The 21557-nt window shown below is 60.9% G+C and carries 23 protein-coding genes and 1 pseudogene; 10 read left to right on the top strand and 14 right to left on the bottom strand.

Translation table 11 applies throughout. The annotated features are described in order from the left end of the window. Window positions 1–157: 157 nt before the first annotated feature. The 3 genes from JFU58_RS25690 to JFU58_RS25700 are packed head-to-tail and all read left to right on the top strand — an operon-like array spanning window position 158 to window position 2731. Window positions 158–1510, top strand: a complete 1353-nt coding sequence (locus JFU58_RS25690) for a nucleobase:cation symporter-2 family protein (RefSeq protein ID WP_063032011.1) — start codon at window positions 158–160, stop codon at window positions 1508–1510. A gap of 43 nt (window positions 1511–1553) precedes the next feature. Beyond that, window positions 1554–1949, top strand: coding sequence for a hypothetical protein (locus JFU58_RS25695; protein WP_177027315.1), 396 nt, complete (start codon window positions 1554–1556; stop codon window positions 1947–1949). Next, complete coding sequence (locus JFU58_RS25700) at window positions 1946–2731, top strand: outer membrane protein OmpK (RefSeq protein ID WP_003209104.1); 786 nt, start codon at window positions 1946–1948, stop codon at window positions 2729–2731. The genes JFU58_RS25695 and JFU58_RS25700 overlap by 4 nt, the downstream gene beginning before the upstream one ends. A 120-nt stretch (window positions 2732–2851) precedes the next feature. Here the strand turns inward: JFU58_RS25700 and JFU58_RS25705 are convergent, their stop codons facing one another. Together JFU58_RS25705 and JFU58_RS25710 are read right to left on the bottom strand one after the other, a co-directional pair. Next, on the bottom strand, window positions 2852–4003 hold the full coding sequence (locus JFU58_RS25705) for a patatin-like phospholipase family protein (RefSeq protein ID WP_063032013.1): 1152 nt from the start codon (window positions 4001–4003) through the stop codon (window positions 2852–2854). 32 nt (window positions 4004–4035) lie between these two features. Continuing rightward, window positions 4036–4971: a lipid A biosynthesis lauroyl acyltransferase gene (locus JFU58_RS25710; RefSeq protein ID WP_177027316.1), complete on the bottom strand. Its 936-nt coding sequence runs from the start codon at window positions 4969–4971 to the stop codon at window positions 4036–4038. Between the two features lie 118 nt (window positions 4972–5089). On the opposite strand from JFU58_RS25710, the pseudogene minC reads away from it, so the two are divergent. The 5 genes and pseudogenes from minC (at window position 5090) to JFU58_RS25735 (ending at window position 9290) form a co-directional block, all read left to right on the top strand. Beyond that, window positions 5090–5826: pseudogene (gene minC / locus JFU58_RS25715) on the top strand (septum site-determining protein MinC). A 200-nt stretch (window positions 5827–6026) separates the two neighbouring features. Next, window positions 6027–6839 (top strand): septum site-determining protein MinD, encoded by an 813-nt coding sequence (minD, locus tag JFU58_RS25720; protein ID WP_003209098.1) that lies wholly within the window; start codon window positions 6027–6029, stop codon window positions 6837–6839. 3 nt (window positions 6840–6842) lie between these two features. Next, a complete protein-coding gene (minE, locus tag JFU58_RS25725; RefSeq protein WP_003175252.1) occupies window positions 6843–7097 on the top strand; it encodes a cell division topological specificity factor MinE in 255 nt (84 codons plus the stop codon). A 96-nt stretch (window positions 7098–7193) separates the two neighbouring features. Then, window positions 7194–7829: an RluA family pseudouridine synthase gene (locus JFU58_RS25730; protein ID WP_063032017.1), complete on the top strand. Its 636-nt coding sequence runs from the start codon at window positions 7194–7196 to the stop codon at window positions 7827–7829. Between the two features lie 171 nt (window positions 7830–8000). Beyond that, window positions 8001–9290, top strand: a complete 1290-nt coding sequence (locus JFU58_RS25735; RefSeq protein ID WP_003209095.1) for a M18 family aminopeptidase — start codon at window positions 8001–8003, stop codon at window positions 9288–9290. A 143-nt stretch (window positions 9291–9433) separates the two neighbouring features. Here the strand turns inward: JFU58_RS25735 and JFU58_RS25740 are convergent, their stop codons facing one another. Together JFU58_RS25740 and moaB are read right to left on the bottom strand one after the other, a co-directional pair. Then, window positions 9434–10660 (bottom strand): molybdopterin-binding protein, encoded by a 1227-nt coding sequence (locus JFU58_RS25740; protein ID WP_201142693.1) that lies wholly within the window; start codon window positions 10658–10660, stop codon window positions 9434–9436. After that, window positions 10644–11183 carry a molybdenum cofactor biosynthesis protein B gene (gene moaB, locus JFU58_RS25745; protein WP_003209092.1) on the bottom strand — a complete coding sequence of 180 codons (540 nt, stop codon included), beginning with the start codon at window positions 11181–11183 and terminating at the stop codon, window positions 10644–10646. The genes JFU58_RS25740 and moaB overlap by 17 nt, the downstream gene beginning before the upstream one ends. 75 nt (window positions 11184–11258) lie before the next feature. Here moaB and mobA point away from each other — a divergent pair, with 75 nt between their 5' ends. Further along, complete coding sequence (gene mobA / locus JFU58_RS25750) at window positions 11259–11861, top strand: molybdenum cofactor guanylyltransferase MobA (protein ID WP_201142694.1); 603 nt, start codon at window positions 11259–11261, stop codon at window positions 11859–11861. Between the two features lie 80 nt (window positions 11862–11941). Beyond that, a complete protein-coding gene (locus JFU58_RS25755; protein WP_003209090.1) occupies window positions 11942–12163 on the top strand; it encodes a YgdI/YgdR family lipoprotein in 222 nt (73 codons plus the stop codon). A gap of 56 nt (window positions 12164–12219) precedes the next feature. On the opposite strand, the gene JFU58_RS25760 is transcribed toward JFU58_RS25755, so the two are convergent. The 10 genes from JFU58_RS25760 to JFU58_RS25805 form a co-directional block, all read right to left on the bottom strand. Then, complete coding sequence (locus JFU58_RS25760) at window positions 12220–13110, bottom strand: pseudouridine synthase (protein WP_085988745.1); 891 nt, start codon at window positions 13108–13110, stop codon at window positions 12220–12222. Between the two features lie 65 nt (window positions 13111–13175). Continuing rightward, on the bottom strand, window positions 13176–13511 hold the full coding sequence (locus tag JFU58_RS25765) for a hypothetical protein (RefSeq protein ID WP_063032029.1): 336 nt from the start codon (window positions 13509–13511) through the stop codon (window positions 13176–13178). Between the two features lie 74 nt (window positions 13512–13585). Next, on the bottom strand, window positions 13586–13822 hold the full coding sequence (locus JFU58_RS25770; protein WP_026078284.1) for a glutaredoxin family protein: 237 nt from the start codon (window positions 13820–13822) through the stop codon (window positions 13586–13588). A 145-nt stretch (window positions 13823–13967) separates the two neighbouring features. Next, complete coding sequence (locus JFU58_RS25775) at window positions 13968–14969, bottom strand: aromatic ring-hydroxylating oxygenase subunit alpha (protein WP_063032033.1); 1002 nt, start codon at window positions 14967–14969, stop codon at window positions 13968–13970. Further along, on the bottom strand, window positions 14966–16105 hold the full coding sequence (locus tag JFU58_RS25780; RefSeq protein WP_063032035.1) for a hypothetical protein: 1140 nt from the start codon (window positions 16103–16105) through the stop codon (window positions 14966–14968). Before JFU58_RS25780 ends, JFU58_RS25775 begins: the two co-directional genes overlap by 4 nt. After that, the gene (locus JFU58_RS25785; protein WP_063032037.1) at window positions 16102–17250 is read right to left on the bottom strand and encodes an ATP-grasp domain-containing protein; all 1149 of its coding nucleotides are present in this window, start codon (window positions 17248–17250) and stop codon (window positions 16102–16104) included. Before JFU58_RS25785 ends, JFU58_RS25780 begins: the two co-directional genes overlap by 4 nt. Continuing rightward, the gene (locus tag JFU58_RS25790; protein ID WP_063032039.1) at window positions 17238–18596 is read right to left on the bottom strand and encodes a F390 synthetase-related protein; all 1359 of its coding nucleotides are present in this window, start codon (window positions 18594–18596) and stop codon (window positions 17238–17240) included. Before JFU58_RS25790 ends, JFU58_RS25785 begins: the two co-directional genes overlap by 13 nt. Next, complete coding sequence (locus JFU58_RS25795; protein ID WP_201142695.1) at window positions 18586–19440, bottom strand: MBL fold metallo-hydrolase; 855 nt, start codon at window positions 19438–19440, stop codon at window positions 18586–18588. The genes JFU58_RS25790 and JFU58_RS25795 overlap by 11 nt, the downstream gene beginning before the upstream one ends. Continuing rightward, the gene (locus JFU58_RS25800) at window positions 19437–20444 is read right to left on the bottom strand and encodes an NAD-dependent epimerase/dehydratase family protein (RefSeq protein ID WP_201142696.1); all 1008 of its coding nucleotides are present in this window, start codon (window positions 20442–20444) and stop codon (window positions 19437–19439) included. The genes JFU58_RS25795 and JFU58_RS25800 overlap by 4 nt, the downstream gene beginning before the upstream one ends. Next, window positions 20444–21463 (bottom strand): beta-ketoacyl-ACP synthase 3, encoded by a 1020-nt coding sequence (locus JFU58_RS25805; protein ID WP_201142697.1) that lies wholly within the window; start codon window positions 21461–21463, stop codon window positions 20444–20446. The genes JFU58_RS25800 and JFU58_RS25805 overlap by 1 nt, the downstream gene beginning before the upstream one ends. Window positions 21464–21557: the final 94 nt, after the last annotated feature.

Genomic DNA, 21557 nt, shown 5'->3' on the forward strand with positions numbered 1-21557 from the left:
GGAGCTGGCTTGCCTGCGATAGCGATGTTGAATTCACCGCCGCTATCGCAGGCAAGCCAGCTCCTACAGTTGAGATCTGCGGTGTGCTTTGACGAATGAGTTCCACCCGGCAATTGAATGCCGAACAACACAACAATAAAAAGATCCGAGGTGTTGCATGTCCCAGCTAGAAACGCAGACTCCTGCCGCGCCCGCCATGGTGCGGCTGCCCCTCTTGCAACTGATTCTGGTAGGCCTGCAACACGTCTTGCTGATGTACGGTGGCGCCGTCGCCGTGCCTTTGATCATCGGCCAGGCCGCAGGCCTGAGCCGTGAAGAAATCGCCTTCCTGATCAACGCCGACCTGCTGGTGGCGGGCATCGCAACCATGGTCCAGTCATTCGGCATCGGCCCGGTGGGCATTCGCATGCCCGTGATGATGGGCGCCAGTTTCGCCGCAGTCGGCAGCATGGTCGCCATGGCAGGCATGCCCGGCATCGGCCTGCAAGGGATCTTCGGTGCGACCATCGCCGCCGGCTTTTTCGGCATCCTGATCGCGCCGTTCATGTCCAAGGTCGTACGCTTCTTTCCGCCGCTGGTGACCGGCACTGTGATCACCGCCATTGGCCTTTCGCTGTTTCCCGTCGCGGTCAACTGGGCCGGCGGTGGCGCGGCGGCGTCCACGTTTGGCTCACCGATTTACCTGGCGATTGCCGCGCTAGTGCTGGCCACTATCCTGCTGATCAACCGTTTCATGCGCGGCTTCTGGGTGAATATCTCGGTGCTGATTGGCATGGCCCTTGGTTATGGGTTGTGCGGGATGATCGGCATGGTCGACCTCAGCGGCCTGGCTCAAGCACCGTGGGTGCAAGTGGTGACGCCACTGCATTTCGGCATGCCGAAGTTCGAGTTGGCGCCGATTCTGTCGATGTGCCTGGTGGTGGTGATTATCTTCGTCGAGTCCACCGGGATGTTCCTCGCCCTGGGCAAGATCACCGGCCAGGAAGTCACGCCGAAGATGCTGCGTCGCGGCCTGTTGTGTGATGCCGGCGCGTCGTTTTTTGCCGGCTTCTTCAACACTTTTACCCACTCCTCGTTCGCGCAAAACATCGGCCTGGTGCAGATGACCGGTGTGCGCTGCCGTTCGGTGACGATCATGGCCGGGGCGTTTCTGATCGTGCTGAGCCTGCTGCCCAAGGCCGCGTTCCTGGTAGCGTCGATTCCACCCGCAGTGCTGGGGGGTGCGGCGATTGCCATGTTCGGCATGGTGGCGGCCACCGGGATCAAGATCCTCCAGGAAGCCGACATCGCCGACCGCCGTAACCAGTTGCTGGTGGCGGTGAGTATCGGCATGGGTTTGATCCCGGTCGTGCGTCCCGAGTTCTTTGCGCAGTTGCCACTGTGGATGAGCCCGATCACTCACAGCGGCATCGCCATGGCCACCCTCAGCGCGCTGTCGCTGAACCTGTTATTCAACATTCTGGGCGGCGCCGAACGCGCGGCCGCAAGCGCTCACGCACACCCACATTGATTCCTGCGTCACAACAAAAACAATAACGATCAGGGAACACACCATGCACGCCATTCATCCGGGACCGGCCACGCGCCGTGCCCCATTCTCGCCCCGCGCGCGCTGTAACAGCGCACTTGAGCACCGGCTTCGGAGTCAGTATTCTCGGCGCCCGCTCAAATCGACTCAAAAAAAAACAGCGAATGTAAAAGCTGACTGCAAGGCCAACTTACCCGGGCCCCAAGTCCGCAGCCAACGTGTGCAAAAACTCTCCGAATTCGACTGTGTTCATCACAGCCGACGGGGATTTTTTGGCTTTTTAAACACCTTGGCGCAGCTCTTGCTAAACGCATTAAAGCTGACCGAACAGACGATTTTTGCGGCAAGCAAAAAGACGCCACACCAGAGCGTCCGCTTAGAAAAAAAACCAGAAACCTTTACCTCGGGAGCAACCGAATGAAACGTACTGTGAACAGCCTGATGCTGGCAGGATCCCTGCTGGCCGGGGGCCAGGCCATGGCCGGTGATCTGCTGCAGTGGCAGAACAACAGCCTGACTTATCTGTGGGGCAAGAACTTCACTGTTAACCCGCAGATCCAGCAAACCGTGACCTTCGAACACGCCGACGCGTGGAAGTACGGCGACAACTTCTTCTTCCTCGACCGCATCTTTTACAACGGCAAGGAAGACGGCAATGTCGGCCCAAGTACTTACTACGGCGAGTTCAGCCCACGCTTGTCGTTCGGCAAGATCTTCGACAAAGACTTGTCGTTCGGCCCGATCAAGGACGTGTTGCTGGCGTTCACTTACGAGTTCGGCGAAGGCGACAACGAGTCGTACTTGCTCGGCCCGGGCTTCGACTTGGCAATCCCTGGTTTCGACTACTTCCAGCTGAACTTCTACCAGCGCCAGACCGAAGGCAACCGCCCGGGTGATGGGGTGTGGCAGATCACACCGGTGTGGTCGTACACGATCCCGGTGGGCAACTCCAATGTGCTGATCGACGGCTTTATGGACTGGGTCGTGGATAACGACAAGAACGCCCGTGGTACTTACCACGCCAACCTGCACTTCAACCCACAGATCAAATATGACCTGGGCAAGGCGCTGCATTGGGGCGAGAAGCAGTTGTATGTCGGTATCGAATACGACTACTGGAAGAACAAGTACGGGATCCAGGACAGCGGCGCGTTCGAGACCAATCAGGACACGGCGAGTTTGTTGGTGAAGTACCACTTCTAAGTAACACCGCGCCTCCATGTGGGAGCTGGCTTGCCTGCGATAGCATCACTGCGGTGTAACTGAAACTTCGAGGTGCCTGCATCGCAGGCAAGCCAGCTCCCACACAAGCCAGCCCCACATTCAGTTCGGTGTCAGGCCTAGAAACCGCTGTAACTCTTCGCGCTTGGCCAGCGCATCCCGCCTTCCCAATTCGATCAATTCGCTGCAATACCCCGCCTCGAACAGCAGGTAACTGAGCACGCCCGCGCCACTGGTTTTAGTCGCCCCCGGCCCGCGCAGAAACAGGCGCAATGCCGCAGGCAATTCCTGGCGATGACGCGCCGCGATTTCGTCGATCGGTTGGCTTGGTGCAATCACCAGCACCTCCACCGGCGCCAAACCTTGTATCGCCGCGTTGCTCGGCAACACATGACTGAACTGGTTCAGGCGCTCGAGCAATTCAATATCGCTTTCCAGGCTGTCGATGAACGTGCTGTTGAGCATGTGCCCACCGATCTGCGCCAAGGTCGGCTCCTGGCCGGTGAAGGTACGTGCCGGGTTCGAAGGGTCGTTGCCGCGCGGGTTGCCACTGACGCCCACCACCAGCACGCGGCTGGCTCCCAGGTGCAGCGCGGGGCTGATCGGTGCCGATTGCCGCACTGCACCGTCACCAAAATATTCCTGATCGAGTTTGACCGGGGCAAACAGCAATGGAATCGCCGAGCTGGCCAGCAGGTGTTCAACGGTCAGTTGGGTGGGAATACCGATACGCCGATGTCGCAGCCAGGCGTCGATGGTGCCGCCGCCCTGGTAGAAGGTCACGGCTTGCCCGGACTCGTACCCGAAGGCAGTTACAGCCACGGCGTGAAGGTGTTTTTCGCGAATCGACTGCTCGATGCCTTCCAGGTGCAGCTTGTCACGCAACAAATCCCGCAACGGCGAACTGTTGAGCAGCGCCACCGGCACCTGTGCCCCCAGCCCCAGCAGGCTGTGGATAAGGAATCGACTGGCCTGGCTGATCACCCCGGGCCAATCACTGCGCAGCACCAGGTGGCTGCGAAAGCCTTGCCAGAAAGCGGTCAGGCGCTCGATGGCAGCGGTAAAGTCCATGGCGCCACTGGCCAGGCTGACCGCATTGATCGCCCCGGCCGAGGTGCCGACAATCACCGGAAACGGATTGGCGGCCCCCGGCGGCAACAGCTCGGCAATCGCCGCCAATACCCCCACTTGATAGGCGGCCCGCGCCCCGCCGCCGGAAAGAATCAAGCCTGTGACCGGTTCAGCTGAGCGCATTGCATCACTCCATGGTGCTTGGGGACTTCAGATCAACGACGGCGTTTTTCATACAGCTTAGGCTCACCTGGCGGCCGGCTCTTGAAGCGGCGGTGGGTCCACAGGTATTGCTCGGGGCATTCGCGCACGGAGGCTTCGACCCACTGATTGATGCGCAGGCAATCGATCTCGTCGGTTTCACCGGGGAAGTCGGTCAGCGGCGGATGAATGACCAGGCGATAGCCGCTGCCGTCAGCCAGGCGCTCCTGAGTGAACGGCACCACCAGCGCCTTGCCCAGACGCGCAAATTTGCTGGTGGCCGTGACGGTAGCGGCCTGAATGCCGAACAACGGCACGAAGATACTTTGCTTGGCGCCGTAGTCCTGGTCCGGTGCGTACCAGATCGCACGGCCGGCCCGCAGCAGCTTGAGCATGCCGCGCACGTCTTCGCGCTCTACGGCCAGGGAATCAAGATTGTGCCGCTCGCGGCCACGGCGCTGGACGAAATCGAACAATGGGTTGCCGTGCTCGCGGTACATGCCATCGATGGTGTGCTTCTGCCCGAGCAAGGCGGCGCCGATTTCCAGGGTGGTGAAATGCAGGGCCATCAGGATCACGCCCTTGCCTTCCAGTTGCGCCTGCTTGAGGTGCTCCAGCCCTTCGACATGGGCCAGGCGCGCCAGGCGCGGCTTGGACCACCACCAGCTCATGGCCATCTCGAAGAAGGCGATGCCGGTGGACGCGAAGTTTTCCTTGAGCAAATGTTTACGCTCTTTGGCAGACTTTTCCGGGAAGCACAGTTCCAGGTTACGTGCGGCAATGCGCCGACGTTCACCGGCTACCCGGTACATTCCCGCCCCCAAGGTACGGCCAATCCCCAGCAACGCCCGGTACGGCAACTGCACAATCAGCCACAGCAAACCGAGTCCCAGCCATAACAGCCAGAAGCGCGGGTGAAAAAATACTGCTCGAAAACGCGGGCGATCCATTAAAGATTCCGGTAAAGACAACGGCCGCGCATTCTACAACGGTTCGACCCGGCTTGCGGCTAGCGGATGTTCTCGTTATAAGTCTCGACACTTTTCGTGACAAGCCGCTTTGCCGACCATGAGCCAAACCGAACCGCTAGACCAAGATCCCGTGTTCCAGTTGAAAGGCAGCATGCTCGCCATTACCGTGCTGGAACTGGCCCGCAATGACCTTGACGCCCTGGACCGCCAGCTCGCCGCCAAGGTCGCCCTCGCGCCGAACTTCTTCAACAATGCGCCGCTGGTGCTGGCCCTGGACAAACTCCCCGCCGGCCAGGGCGCTGTCGACCTGCCCGGATTGATGCGTGTGTGCCGCCAACATGGCCTGCGCACCCTGGCGATTCGTGCCAGCCGTATCGAAGACATTGCCGCCGCAATCGCCATTGAATTGCCAGTACTGCCGCCGTCGGGTGCCCGCGAGCGTCCGCTCGACCCGTTGGTCGGCGAAGAGAAGAAAAAACCGGAGAAACCGCCGGAGCCGACGGTCAAGCCTACAAAGATCATCACCTCTCCCGTACGGGGCGGGCAGCAGATTTACGCCCAGGGTGGCGACCTTGTCGTCATCGCCCCGGTAAGCCCGGGGGCGGAACTTCTTGCCGACGGAAACATCCATGTATACGGCCCCATGCGCGGTCGTGCACTGGCCGGCATAAAGGGTGACACCAAGGCCCGTATTTTTTGCCAGCAGTTGACCGCTGAGCTAGTGTCCATCGCAGGCCAGTACAAGGTTTCGGAAGATTTGCGCCGCGATCCGCTGTGGGGGCCGGGGTACAAGTCAGCCTGTCGGGCGATGTGTTGAACATCATCCGTCTTTAACGGATACTGCCGCATTTTCCAAGCATCTCTAGACTCTGATAGCACAGCGAAACCGGCAATACTTGTGTAGGAATAATTGAAAGTTGGCGTTTCCCCTACGGAAACCACATCTTTTTCCTACAAAGGCTGTCCGCCTGCAGCGAGTTTCAAGAGATGTTTTTCAGGGACTGAACGTCCTTTTTCCTTAGGGGTGAAACACCTTGGCCAAGATTCTCGTGGTTACATCCGGCAAGGGTGGTGTGGGTAAGACCACCACCAGCGCCGCTATCGGTACCGGCCTCGCTCTGCGCGGCCACAAGACAGTCATCGTCGACTTCGACGTCGGCTTGCGTAACCTCGACCTGATCATGGGCTGTGAACGCCGCGTGGTATACGACTTCGTCAACGTGGTCAACGGCGAAGCCAACCTGCAACAGGCCCTGATCAAGGACAAGCGCCTTGAGAACCTGTACGTGCTGGCCGCCAGCCAGACCCGCGACAAAGATGCGTTGACCAAGGAAGGCGTAGGCAAAGTCCTCGCTGAACTGAAGGAAACCTTCGAATACGTAGTGTGCGACTCCCCGGCAGGTATCGAAACCGGCGCTCACCTGGCGATGTACTTCGCCGACGAAGCCATCGTCGTGACCAACCCTGAAGTGTCGTCGGTACGTGACTCGGACCGCATGCTCGGCCTGCTGGCCAGCAAGTCCCAGCGCGCCGAGAAAGGTGAAGACCCGATCAAGGAACACCTGCTGCTCACCCGCTACAACCCGGAGCGCGTCAGCAACGGCGAAATGCTCGGCGTTGAAGACGTCAAGGAAATCCTCGCCGTGACCCTGCTGGGTGTGATCCCGGAATCCCAGGCCGTCCTGAAGGCATCCAACCAAGGCGTGCCGGTGATTCTTGACGACCAGAGCGACGCCGGCCAGGCGTACAGCGATGCAGTTGATCGCTTGCTGGGCAAGACCGTGGAACATCGCTTCCTCGATGTTAAGAAGAAGGGATTCTTCGAGCGTATCTTTGGAGGCAACTAAACAATGAAATTTCTCGACTTCTTTCGCGCCAACAAAAAGCCAAGTACCGCGTCGGTAGCGAAAGAGCGTCTACAGATCATCGTGGCGCACGAACGCGGCCAACGCAGCACCCCGGATTACCTGCCAGCCTTGCAGAAGGAACTGGTGGAGGTGATCCGCAAGTACGTCAATATCGGTAACGATGACGTGCATGTCGCCCTGGAAAATGACGGCAGCTGCTCGATTCTGGAACTCAATATCACCCTGCCTGATCGTTGATCGAAAAGGCGGTCGCCACGGCGGCTCGGTTACCTGGCTCCCCTCACGGGGCCGGGTGAGCGAGCCGCCGTTGGCGTTTGTTACGAGGCTGTTTTAATGCCGTTGTCCAATGTCCACATCCTTCATCAGGACGCCGCTGTCCTGGTGGTGAACAAGCCTACCCTGCTGCTCTCGGTGCCCGGTCGCGCCGAAGACAACAAGGACTGCCTGATCACCCGCCTGCAGGAAAACGGCTACCCCGAAGCCCGCATCGTCCATCGACTGGACTGGGAAACGTCGGGGATCATCCTGCTGGCCCGTGACGCGGATACCCACCGTGAACTGTCGCGCCAGTTTCATGACCGGGAAACCGAAAAGGCCTACACCGCACTCTGCTGGGGCCAACCGGAACTGGACAGCGGCAGCATCGACTTGCCATTGCGCTATGACCCGCCGACCAAGCCACGGCACGTGGTGGACCATGAGTTCGGCAAGAACGCGCTGACCTTCTGGAAAGTCCTGGAGCGTTGCGGCGACTGGTGCCGGGTTGAGCTGACGCCGATTACCGGCCGCTCACATCAACTGCGTGTGCATATGCTGTCCATCGGGCATCCGTTGTTGGGCGATGGCTTGTACGCCCATGAGCAGGCCTTGGCTGCCTGGCCGCGCCTGTGCCTGCACGCCAGCATGTTGAGCTTCACCCATCCCCAGAGCGGCGAGCGCCTGCGCTTCGAGTGCCCCGCACCGTTTTAACCTGTAAACGCAATTAAAATGTGGGAGCGGGCTTGCTCGCGAATGCGGTGTGTCAGTCGCTGAATGAGCTAACTGGTCCACCGCATTCGCGAGCAAGCCCGCTCCCACATTTGTTCTGTGCACTTATCCCGTCGGACGGTAAACTCGCGCCATTGCTGTCTGGAGCTACTTATGCGCGAAGAGTTGAACCAAGGCCTGATCGACTTCCTCAAGGCCTCCCCTACCCCATTCCATGCCACCGCCGCCCTTGCACAGCGCCTGGAAGCGGCCGGTTTCCAGCGTCTTGACGAGCGCGAGACCTGGACCACCGAGGCCAACGGTCGCTACTACGTCACCCGCAACGACTCCTCGATCATCGCCTTCAAACTCGGCCGTCACTCGCCCCTGCAAGGCGGTATTCGCCTGGTCGGCGCCCACACCGACAGCCCGTGCCTGCGGGTCAAGCCACAGCCCGAACTGCAACGCCAGGGCTTCTGGCAACTGGGTGTGGAAGTGTACGGCGGCGCGTTGCTGGCACCGTGGTTCGACCGCGATCTGTCCCTGGCCGGCCGTGTGACCTTCCGCCGCGACGGCAAGGTCGAAAGCCAACTGATCGACTTCAAGCTGCCCATCGCGATCATCCCCAACCTGGCCATTCACCTGAACCGTGAAGCCAACCAGGGTTGGGCGATCAATGCCCAGACCGAGCTGCCACCGATCCTCGCGCAGTTTGCCGGTGACGAGCGTGTGGACTTCCGCGCGGTGCTTACCGAGCAATTGGCCCGTGAACACGGTTTGAACGCTGACGTGGTGCTCGACTATGAGCTGAGTTTCTACGACACCCAGAGCGCCGCTGTGATTGGTCTCAATGGCGACTTTATCGCCGGCGCCCGCCTCGACAACCTGCTGTCCTGCTACGCCGGCCTGCAAGCCTTGCTCACCGCCGAAACCGACGAAACCTGCGTGCTGGTGTGCAACGACCACGAAGAAGTTGGCTCATGCTCCGCCTGTGGTGCCGACGGCCCGATGCTGGAGCAGACATTGCGCCGCCTGCTGCCGGAAGGTGATGAATTCGTACGCACCATCCAGAAGTCGCTGCTGGTGTCTGCCGACAACGCTCACGGCGTGCACCCCAACTACGCCGAGAAGCACGACGCCAACCACGGCCCGAAACTCAATGCCGGCCCGGTGATCAAGGTCAACAGCAACCAGCGCTACGCCACCAACAGCGAAACCGCCGGGTTCTTCCGCCATCTGTGCATGGCCGAAGAAGTGCCGGTGCAGAGCTTTGTGGTTCGCAGCGACATGGGTTGCGGCTCGACCATCGGCCCGATCACCGCCAGCCACCTGGGCGTGCGCACCGTGGATATCGGCCTGCCGACGTTTGCCATGCACTCGATTCGCGAGCTGTGCGGCAGCCACGACCTGGCGCACCTGGTGAAGGTGTTGAGTGCGTTTTACGCGAGTCGTGATTTGCCTTGATTGCAGGATGAACACAAATCAAATGTGGGAGCGGGCTTGCTCGCGAATGCAGAGGGTCAGTCAATACATCGGGCGACTGATCCACCGCTTTCGCGAGCAAGCCAGCTCCCACATTTTGATTTTCATTGTTTGATAGACCGGGCTCAGTTCAAGACTTCACTCAACGGAATGAAGTTGACCCGATCACCGATCTCCAGCGTCGTGCCTTCCAGCACCTCGACCAAACCTTCAGCCCACGCCGCACTGCGCAGCACACCCGAGCTCTGGTTGCGGTAGATGATCGCCTTGCCCTGCTCAAGCCGCCCGCGCAAATACTCACGGCGATTCCCCGGCTTGGCCCAGACAAATCCCACCGGGACTTCTATGCGCAATGGCTGCACGTCTTCCACACCCTGGCGGCGCAACAGGTAGGCCCGCGCCAGCAAGGCAAAGGTCACCAGGGTCGACGCCGGATTACCCGGCAAGCCGATCACCGGTACGCCACGGAAATGCCCGAACGTCAGCGGCTTGCCCGGCTTGATCGCCAGCTTCCACAGCGCCAGCTCGCCCTCTTCCCGCAGCGCAATCCCGAGAAAATCCGCCTCGCCCACCGACACACCGCCAGTGGACAGAATCAGGTCAACCGAGCCCAATGCACCCAGGCGCTCGCGGGTTTTTTCCAGATCATCCGGCAGGATCCCGGCATCTACCACTTCGCAACCCAGGCGCTCCAGCCAACTGCACAGCACCCGGCGATTACTGTTGTAGATCTGCCCGGGACCCAGCGGCAGGCCCGGCTCGATCAACTCGTCGCCGGTGGACAGCACGGCCACGCGGGCGCGTCGCACCACCTCCAGCCGATCACGACCCAGTGAAGCCGCCAGGCCCAACTCGATCGGGCCCAGGCGTGTACCTGCTGGCAACACCAACTCGCCCACCGTGGTTTCCTGGCCTTGGGGACGGATGTTTTGATCCACCTGCAACGCTTCGGTGAAGCTCACCCGCTGATCGGGAAGGACCACTGCGTTTTCCTGCATCTCAACGCAGTCCGCGCCTTCCGGCACCGGGGCACCGGTGAAGATTCGCGCACAGGTGCCGGCGGCCAAAGGCTCCGGTGCCGTGCCTGCGAAAATGCGCTGGCTGACCACCAATGGCTCGCCGGTCCAGTCCGCCAGGCGCAGGGCGTAACCGTCCATGGCGCTGTTGGGCCAGGGCGGCAAGTCCAGGGTAGAGATCAGCGCCTGGGCCAACACCCGCCCATCACACTCGGCCAACGGCAACGTTTCCTGCTCGCGAATCGGCGCAGCCTCGGCCATCGCCAGCAGTTGCTCGAGGGCATCTTCCACCGGCATCAACGCGCCGGTCTTGCCCGGCTTACCCACGGGATTCACAGGGCTCGGCCTGTTTCAAATGCGGAACGAAGTTGCACGGGCGGTGACGGTTATCCAGTTGCTCGGCGAGAATCCCGTCCCATCCGGTGCGCACCGCGTTGGTGGAGCCAGGCAGGCAGCACACCAGGGTGCCATTGGCCAGGCCGGCCAGGGCGCGGGACTGCACGGTGGAGGTGCCGATATCGGCCACGGAGATTTGCCGGAACAGTTCGCCGAAACCATCCACCTGTTTATCCAGCAGGCAGCTCACCGCTTCCGGGGTGCTGTCGCGGCCGGTGAAGCCGGTGCCGCCGGTGATCAACACCACTTGCACCACGTCTTCGGCAATCCAGTGCGCCACTTGCGCACGGATTTTGTACAGGTCATCTTTAAGCAACACGCGCTCGGCCAGCAGGTGGCCGGCGGCGGTCAGGCGGTCGACGAAGACCTGGCCCGAGGTGTCGGTTTCCAGGGTGCGGGTGTCACTGACCGTCAATACAGCGATATTCAGGGGTACAAAGGGCGCATCAGCCTTGGCTTTCATGGCTCGGTCCGGTTGTCGAAGGAACAGCCCGATGTTATATCACAGCCCCCCATTTCACTGCCCGCTGGAGCTGCCATGCCAAGCCATTCCTTCCCACTGCCCTGCTCCGTCCTGTTGCTGGCCGGCGGCCGTGGCCAGCGCATGGGCGGCCTCGACAAGGGTCTTCTCGACTGGCACGGACAGCCGCTGATTGCGCACCTGCATCGCCTGGTACGGCCTTTGACCGACGACCTGATCATCTCCTGCAACCGCAACCAGCCGCAGTACGCGGCCTACGCCGATCAATTGGTCGGCGATGACAGCCCGGACTTCCCGGGGCCACTGGCCGGCATTCGTGCAGGACTGGCGGTGGCGCAGCATGGGCATCTGCTGGTATTGCCGTGCGATGTGCCGCAGATCGACGCGCGATTGCTCGCCGACCTGCGCAGCACAGCGCAGCAGAATCCATTGCTGCCGGTGATGGTGCGCCACGGCGATTTCTGGGAGCCTCTGCTCTGCGTCATACCGACGCTGCTGCGCGAGCGGTTCGATGAAGCCTGGGCAACCGGCGAGCGCAGCCCGCGCCGAATCATGCAGGCACTGGGGGCCAAAGCCCTGGATTGTCCTGCCGACGACCCACGCTTGGCCAACCTCAATACACCTGAGTTGTTGCACCGCCCGCCCAGCGTGTCAGAATGAACATCGAACAAGGAACTTTGCCGACGTTGCACACGTCACAAGGTCAGTACTCAACAAAGCATTCTCTCGGAGACAAACTCATGACTCAACGGACCATCGCCGCTCTCATGCTTGCACTGGGCCTCGCTACCCTTGCCGGTTGCGCCTCGCCTACAGTGATCACCCTGAATGACGGTCGCGAAATCCAGGCCGTCGACACTCCTAAATTCGATAAGTCCACCGGCTTCTACGAATTCGAACAGCTGGATGGCAAGCGCACCCAGATCAACAAGGATCAGGTTCGCACCGTTAAAGACCTGTAAGTCTTAACGCCAGATACGAAAAGCCCGCGTAATGCGGGCTTTTTCGTTCCTGGGGTTTACCAGTCCAGGCTGATCTCGCTGCGGAAGTTTCGCTCCAGACCGGTGACCGGGTCGATGAAGCGCACGCCTTGGGCCAGCAGCTTGAGTGGGTTGGCGTAATCGTCCTCGGCATCCTTGATGACGTCGGGGTAGAACGGATCGTTGCAGATACTCGCGCCTAACGCCGTCATGTGCACCCGTAACTGATGTTTCTTGCCGGTCACCGGAAACAGGCCATAGCGCCACAGGTCGCCATTTTTTTCCCGCACCTCGACCGCCGTCTCGGTATTGCTCGCCCCCTCGCCTTCCTGCATGCGAAAGAACGGCTCGCCGTCCACCAACCGGCTTTTATGCACCAGCGGAAAAGTCCGCCCAGGCAATGCCGGAGCAATGGCTTCGTAGAACTTGTCGATCTTGCGCGTGGGAAACAGCTGTTGATACGCCGAGCGCGTCTGAGGGTTTGCCGAAAACAGCACCAGCCCCGCGGTATGCCGATCGATGCGATGCAGCGGCACCAGAGACGGGTTGTCCAGGCGACGGATCAAACGCCGCAACAGGGTCTGCTCGACGTACTCGCCGGCAGGCGTGACCGGCAGGAAGTGCGGCTTGTCGGCCACCACCAGGTGTTCATCGGCGTAGAGGATCGTCTCCTGCACCGGGATCACTTTCTCGTTCGGCACTTCGCGGAAGTAGTAGATGCACAAGCCTTCGCGGTAGGCCAGGTCCTGAGTAATAGGTGCACCGTTGATGTCCAGCACCCGGCCCCGGGCGATGCGGTCCAGCCATTGTTCGCGGCTGATGGCCGGGAAGTGCTCGCACAGGCAATCCAGCACGGTCGCCCAGGCGCCCGGCGGCAGGTACAAGGTGCTGGCTTGATGCTGGGCAGCGGAAAAAACGGACATGGGCAGGCTCAAAGCGTGGACATACAGGCGGGCATTATCCCGCATGCAACCGGATCAGGCCCAGCACAGATTCAGGCCTTGGCCAATTCCCCACGCAGCGCTGGCGACGCACTGGCTGCTTCGGTGAATTCCTTGAGCCAGCGCAGCACATCCACCGCTTCCCAACGGCCCGGATCGTAAAGCGCATACAGCAAGCCCTGATAGCCCACCACATCCAACTGCTTGTGATAACCGGCACGCTGAAACAGCGCTTCGATCTCGGCAAAGCAGGTATTGAAATGCACTTTGTTAAACGGCGTCTTGCCTTCCGTGACCAGGCCATCGAGGCGCAGCTCGTTCACCGCATCGCGCACGACGTCGGCGGACATGCGATTGACGCTGCTTTTCAGTTGTTCAACATTCACCACGGGCGTTCCCTCTCATTCAATCGCTGTACAAACATACAGTAACTGAATAATCGGGAACTCGCCATCGCCGAGTACTAGAGGAGAAAGCTCACCACCTGCGCTTCATCGAACGGCCAGTCCAGCTCAGCGCCCGTGTCCACCCGGCGCAGCACCGGAATCCGCAGGCCGTAGGCTTCGAACAAGGCCTCGGAATCGGCGATATCCACCAACTCCACCAGCAGGCCGTGTTCGACCAACGGCATGATTTCCGCTTCGGCAAACTCGCAAAGATGGCAGCCCAAGGTGCCGAACAACTGACATTCAGGAAGCATGGCAAAGGGTCCGAGAAGAATCAGGTGCCTATTCTACCAGCGTCGGGACAGTGCAGATCAGCATGGCCAACAACAGGAGCCACCACGGGTGGATGAGGTACACCCGGATATCGGCTCTTGGCAACACGACCCCATCCTCATGCCCCTAGAGCCAGATCTCCAGCTCCCGCTCGGCAAAGACCAGTGGCTGGCCGTGCTCCAGCAACTGCCGAATGCTCGGCCCAAGCAGGTCTTGCGGCCCATCCAGGGGCGTCGCAGGTGTGGTGTGAAAGCGCACTCGATTAGCGCTGACACGCTCCAGGATCTGACGGTCCTGGCGCAAGATCACCCGGAACAACCGGCGCAATACCAACCGTTTGAGTAGCCCCGGCAATACCCCGCGCGTCGTGGCAATCCGGGCAAACAAGCGCACTTGGCCATCGCCATCCGGCGTCATCCAGGCGCTGACCAGCAGGTTAAGTCCGCCGCGCGCATCGCGATATTCGATCTCTGCCAAACCCGGCAAGCGAAAGCGTCCCATGCTGACGCCACGCTCCCCCTCGAACCAGCGCGAGATTAACCCTGATTGCTTGCCCTCTTCGCTATAGACTGCCTCGACACCATCTGCGAGGGCGCGCACACGAACACTGAGTTTTTGCCGCTGCCTGTCGTGGCGTATCCACCCGGCATGCACGAAATGCGTGTGAAAACCGTCGAGAAAATTCTCCGCAGCGTCTTGTAGTGAACACTGCACCTGATCGGTCATCCAGAACGTGTCCAGATCCTGCTGTTGCGGGGCAGGCGCAGTGGGAGGTGTTTGAGGACGCTCAGGACCAAGACTGACCCATACCAGCCCGTCGGCCTCGCAACTATGCCAGCTATCCAGCAACGGCTTGCTGCAGGTTGCCAGTTTTGTGCCCGGCACCCGCGTACAACGTCCATCGGCGGCAAATCGCCAACCGTGATAGGGGCATTCGATCTGCCCATCGCGAACCTTGCCTGCGCTCAATGGCGCAAAGCGATGCGGGCAGCGATCAGGTAAAGCAGCGACGTCCCCACCTTCACCCCGAAACAGCACCAACGGCAGGCCAAATAACTGGCGTGCCAACGGCGCATTTCGCAGCTCGTGGCTCAAGGCTACCGGCCACCAGCCGTTTACTTGACTCATAGTTTTAACTTACGCATCAAGGGCACACCGATGCCATGCAACAGGTGGCTCAGGACATGCCACACCCACCTGCGACCCCAGGACAAATGGGCGACATGGATGAGGCTGTACTCGATCTGCGGCTGGCCCCCGCGCAAGCGTTTGAACTCGGCAGCGCCCGAGCTGAAGTTCAACACCACGCCGCGCTCAACCGCCTCTTGCAAGCACAACCGCGTGAGTTGGCGATACAACCCGGCCCGCTGCGGCAGGGCGGTGTCGTAACCCACTATCGGGGTGCTGAGCGTCCCAGCGTTGGCAAACCAGCCAAGGGCACCGTCAATGCGCCCCTCAGCATTGCGTAAAGCCCGCATCTCCAACCAACCTTCACGTTGGCCGCGCTGCATCCACTGGGCGCTATAGTGCGGGTTCAGCCTGCAATACTTGTTCAGGTAAAGCAGGTTATAAAGATGCTCGATGCGTTGAAAGTCGGCGTCATCCAGCGCCGCGCCCGGCACCACTTCATAGGGGCTGCGGCGCAGCAACGTGGCGTCCAGCCGAGTGTTGTGGTGCTTAAGAAATGAAGCCTGCGCCCCAGCCCGTCCATCGAACAGATAGACCTGTCGGCTGGGAATACTCAGGTAGCCAAGGCTTTCCAGATTCAGGCGTAGCTCCCGATTGCTGAAGTCATTCAGAGAGCGAAAACCAAACCCATGATCGGGAAACGTTCGACGCAACAAGGCGGTGATCGCCGACAGTTCGGTGATGTCCCAGTCGCCTGGGTAGAGGTTGGTGGACAGCAGCCAGTTGTTGACCTGCACCAGTTTGTCGACATTGGCCCGGCGCAGCAGATGGTTCACGCCCTGAGTCAGGATCTTAAGCGGCCAAGTCAGCCAGGGCCGGCCAAGGCGTTTGATCTCTTCACGGGCGTAGCCGCTATAAGCAGTTTGAGGCGACACCACGTAGCAGTTGTCATCCGGCTCAAGGCCCTCGGTGATACTGACGGGAAACTGCTGCGTCCCTGTGTCGAGCAGCGCCATGCGGGTAATGACGTTGCCGATCAGCGCGCCGCCGGCACACGTACGCACATAGCGCCGGGCGAGGCTGTCGTGGGCGCGGACGGGCTCACTGAGCAGTTGCTCTTCGAGTAGCAATCTCATGGCAGGTCCTCGCTCAACGGCTGGCCGTTCCACTCGATGTCTGCGGTGGACGCGGCCAGCAGGCCGCAACGCCGGGAAGCCGCGCGCGCGATAATTTCAGCCAGGCTCAGCACTTGCGCGGTCAGCGGCCAGAAATCACCTTTGCGGGTAATCACATCGCGGGCATCGGCATAGTCACGCCAGAACCCCGCGTTCAACACCTGCTTTGGCGCCACCAGCAGGAGCATCGCCAGCGCAATCATCCGGGGTTCGCAGGTCGGCTCAAGCACGCCGCTGCCACTCAGGCTGGCGACCAGTTGCCTGCGCTGATTATCGAACAGATGCACACCACTGGTGGCTCGTGGGTTGCACTCCAACACATGAAAATGTCCAGCCGTATCTTCAATAAAGTCGAAACCCACCTGCCCGGTGTAGCCAGTTTCGCGACCGAATTGTTCGAGGAACTGGCGCACCGGCGCCGGTGCGCAAGGCTCGAAATAAATCCCCGACCCACGTCCCACCCGGTAGCGCGGGTGGTAGCAGCTATGGGCGCGCAACTCACCGTCGATCATGACGCTGAAACTGCAATATTCACGGCCCTCGATAAACCGCTGCGCCACCCAAGGCGCCGCTTCACTGGGCTGTACCTTTGCCAGTTGCCTGACTGTCGGGCGGATCAACGTCTGGGAGGCAAAGCGCGAATATGCCGGCTTGAACACCCACTGGCTCGCTTCACACGTCAATGCCTGTACCTCCAGGCGATCAGTCAACAGGCGGGTTTCAGGAGCCGCCAACGCCCAGCCCGCCGTCATGGCTGCGAAACGACCCTTGTGATGCAAGCGATGCAGCAAGGCAAAATCGCCGGTCAACACCCTGCAAAGCGGCGCCAGGCGTTCGAGACCGTGGGCCAGGTAAAACACTTCCTCGCAGGTGGGCAGCAGTAAATCGATGCGCTGCGCCTGGATCACCTGTGCCAATGCCGTGATCCAGGCTGCTGGATTTTGTCGAGGTTCCGGCAGGCGTACAAAGTGCTGCACCGAACAACTGAAACGGCTCAGCGGCTGGCCCAAGGAATCCCCCACGCTGACCGTCCAGCCCGCCTCATCAAAGGCCCGCGCCCATTCCAGGCAGGCTGGGGCGCGCGCGCCAAGAATCAGTACATGCATGGCATACCCTCGGGCAGTTGCAGCAGTTTCAGGCGGCGGCGCTTGGCATACGCCGGCGGCGGCTGCCACTGGCCAAAGCTCAATGCGGGAAGTTGCAGCCCCTGTTGGCAGCACAATGCGTGAATGCTCTGCATCAAGGCCTGGCACAGGTCGGCGTAGTTGGCAGCAGATTGCACGTTGATCTGCCAGTGCAAGCCCTGCTGATGGATTTCATACTCCTGCAAGCACTCGCCATGCATCAGTAAGGTGCGCCGCAGCACATCCGGATAGAGCGCTCGCAATTGAACACCGCTCAAGTCGGGTAGCCAAAGAATGTCATCCACACGGCCCTCGACGGCGGCAATCGCACGCTCGACACGCCCACAAGCGCAAGGCGCCTGGGCAACCCGGAGAACGTCGTTGAGACGGTAACGCACGATCAACTGGGTTCGTCGGGAGAAGTCGGTGATGATCGGCTGAAAACGTGTGCGCGCGGCGTCCAGCCAATCCGCTTCGATGTGCAGATGGCTTTCGTTCAGGTGCAAAGTGCCGTTTTCGCAGGTGTAGCCAAGAAAGCCTTCACTGGCCTGGTAAATCTGCCGCGGAGCCACGCCAAACGCTGCCTGTACCCCTTCAGCATCGGCTGTTTCGAGGACTTCCGCCACTGACAGGATATGGCTGGGACGGATGGAGAGTCGCCCTGCCAGCTCTGCTTCGGCCAACCCGCGCAGTACCGTAGCCGGCGCCACCAGTACGTCGGGCTGCTGAGTGTTGAGACGCGCCAGCGCTGCGTCGAATCCCAGGGTCAGGTCGTGAAAAGCAAAGTCGATGCGACGACTCGCCAGTGTCGTATAGAGCCGGCTGTTGGCCCGTAGAAAGAACGCAATGCGCAGCGGCGCATGCCATGGGAGAAGCAGGCGTGGCAGTAGATGACGCGGTAAAGCGCGAGCCAGCAGGATCCCGGCCCATCGTTGCCGCTCCAGGCTACTGACCAGGAATACGCCTTGATTTCCCGAGGTCCCGCTCGACAAGCCGACGGTGATGTCACCCAGCGTCGGGCTGAAATCCCGGGATACTTCAGCCTGGCGTGCCAGCGGCAGCACCTCCTCCAGGCTCAAGCCGCGGGTGTTGAACCCGGCGAAATCCCCCATCAACGTGGCTTTGTCCATCAGCGGCAACGTGCTCAAATCCGTCACCACCTTGCCCTTGAAACGCTGAGACTGAGGCAATACCCGTCGCAGGAAGTACTTCAGCTGCCGAGCCTGCCAGGCTTCCAATTGTTCCCGGCGGGTAAATCTCAACCGGTAGCGGCTATGCAGGAAACTGAGCGCGCTGCGCAATGTGCCAATCAAGCGCTCACCGCTCATCGCCGAACGCCTCCCAGGCATGGGTGCAATGAGAAGGCAAGACCGCTACGGCCGGCTCGCGGCGGATCAAGGTGCCCAAGCCGCTGTAGGTTTGACGATACTGTTGGGCATCGTGGCTGGCAAACCATAAGGCCGGTGGCGCTGGCAGCCGCCCAGCACGGCAGGCAGGCATCGACCAGCACGCGTCGGCCACCAGAAACACTGGCCGCCCCTGGGCATCGGGTATGAACAACCCCAACTGTCCTTCGCTATGCCCCGGCAGCGGTACGCCCAGCAGGCTGGCGTCGCCAAGCAAGTCGATGCCTTGGCGAAAAGGCGCCATCCACTGCGGCAACGCAGCTTTTTTGCAGGTATCGGCGAGGGTCAAGCACGCGGCGAAATCGTCGGGCAACAAGGCCGGCAGGTGACCGCCGAGGGTCGCTCGCCAGCGATGGCCACGCAGGCTTTCGATGTGTTTGCGGTCGGCATCCAGGGCAATGAACGTGGCCTTGGGAAAGTCTCTGAGCCCGGCGATATGATCGCTGTGAAAATGCGAAATGATCACCGTGCGTATGTCATCGGGACCAATACCGAACGCGCGTAATTGCGCGAGCAGTTGTTCTTTCACCGGTAACTCGACCGGCACCGCGGTGCGATACAGGCGCTCAGGCAGTGCTTGTGTGGCGCTAAAAAAGTGTTCGGCGTAACCGGTGTCGTAGAGTATCCAGCCCGCGTCGGGATGTCGGATCAAGCCGCACAACGCCGGAAAGCGTGTCGGTGCCCAGCGCCCTCCCCGGTCGGCCATGCATTCCAGATGTTGGCACCAGCCGGCCCGCAGCACACTCAGGCTCACCGTACGACTCATGCTCCCACTCCTTGTTGGGCAAGCCACCACTGCGCGTGCTGGCGAATGCCTTCGTCCTGCGTCACTAGCGGGCGGTAGCCTAACTCGTTTCGGATGGTGCTCAGGTCCAGGGTTTGGCTGAATGCCAGCACACCGGCACCATACCGCGTCAGCAAAGGCTCGCCGCTGCCCCTCAGGTGTGCGCTGGCTTCCAGCATCCGAGCCACTGCGTCCATCAATCGCCATGGCAAGCGCCGGGTGCGCAGGTTCAGTTGAAACTGATTGGCGACGCGTTGCAGCAAGTCCCCGACAGTCAACGGCGTGCCATTGCTGACGTTATAGGTGCACACCGCCCGCGGTAGCGGTTGGGTCAGGCTCAACATCACCGCGTGCACCAGGTTGTCGACGCAGGTCAGGTCCAGTTGCGCCTGTCCGCCACGCATCAGAGGAACCGGCCCGCGCTGCATCACCCGCAGCAAACGTGGCATCAAGGTGGCGTCCCATGGGCCAAACACCGCCCGTGGGCGCAGGATCACCGCTTCAGCAAGCCCGGCTTCGTGCACCCGTCCTTCCGCCAACGCCTTGCTGCGGGCATATTCGTTGACCGGCGGTGGCAGCGGTTCGTCTTCGCGAATGCCGAGACGATCACGGAACGCAAAATACAGACTGGGTGTGGACAGATGCACCAACCGCTTCACCTGGTTGACGCGGCAGGCATGTAGCACCTCGGCAGTGGAATCAAGATTGGCCCGGGCAAATGCCGACGGCGTGCCCCATGGCGAGGACAACGCCGCGCAATGAACCACTGCTGCACAATCCTGCGAGGCATCGAGCACTGTGCTGCAAGCCCCTGACGTACCGTGCTCCAGCGGTACCCAAGATGCCACACCAGGGCTGAGGCCAATGACCTCGGCCGCAGCGCGGGCATTACGGCCGGTAAACTGCACTTCACACCCTTGGCCGGCGAGGCGCCAGACAATGTGCCGGCCAATGAATCCGGTGCCACCGGTGACGAGAATTTTCATCAGTATTCCAGCACCATGCCGCCAAGGGACAAGCCCGCGCCGGTGCCAATCAGCATCAGCCGCTGGCCGCGCTGAATACGCTGGTCACGAATGGCGATATCCAGTGCGGTGGGCAGTGACGCGGCCACCTGATTACCGTGCCGGGCGAAGATATCGATGACCTGGTCCGGGGCAAACCCCAGGCGCCGGGCCGCATGTTGCATCGCCTGTTGGCTGGCCTGGTGAGGGATGACCCAATCGATCTGGGGCTTGGTCAAACCGGCCTGGCTAAGCAGCTCATCCACCAGCATGGGCAGATGTTTGGCGGCCAGTCGGAACACGCTTTTGCCCTGCATTGAAAAACTGGTCAGCGGTTCGAACGGCCCATCTATTCGCCGTGGGTGATGACGCGAACCACCGGCAGGAATCTGGCACATATCTGCGCCTTCGGAATACGTCTTGAGGTTCGAGGCGAGGATTTTCGACCCGCCGTCGCTGACGGCCAGCACCACCGCTGCGGCACCGTCGCCGAAGATTGCGCAGACTTCCACCTGCTGCCAGTCCAGGCCACAGGAAGCGATATCCGAACACACCAGCAAAATGCGTTGGTAGCGTCCGGCAAGCAGTGGCCAGGACAGCGTATCAACCGCGGCGATAAACCCCAGGCAACTGGCATTGATGTCCATGGCGGGAATGCCGGAATCGCCCAGCCCCAATTCGCGGTGCAACAATGCGGCGTTACACGGCATGCCCTGGTCCATGGTACCACTGGCACAAGCGACCAGGTCAATCTGGTCGAGCGCCAGCCCCGCTGCCAGCAATGCCCTGCGCGCGGCGATGGCTCCGAGGCTCGCGGCGTTTTCGCTACGGCCGGCAACGTGCCGCTGGGTGACACCACTGATGCGCGCGACGCTGCCGGCCACTAGGCCAAGTTCAGCATCCAGTTGCGCGCTGGTGACGATGTGTTCAGGCAGTGCATGCCCCGACCCCAAGATGTTTATTGGCCTACAGGCGAGGGGCAATCGTTGAGAGGTTGGCATTCAAGTTCCGTTTGAAAGGGCGTCGCCTGGCTATTGGCTATTGTTGTTTGCCCATACTATCAGCGGCAAGACATAACACCCTAAATGGAAACCG

Source organism: Pseudomonas sp. TH34, assembly GCF_016650865.1.
Lineage (GTDB): Bacteria > Pseudomonadota > Gammaproteobacteria > Pseudomonadales > Pseudomonadaceae > Aquipseudomonas > Aquipseudomonas yamanorum.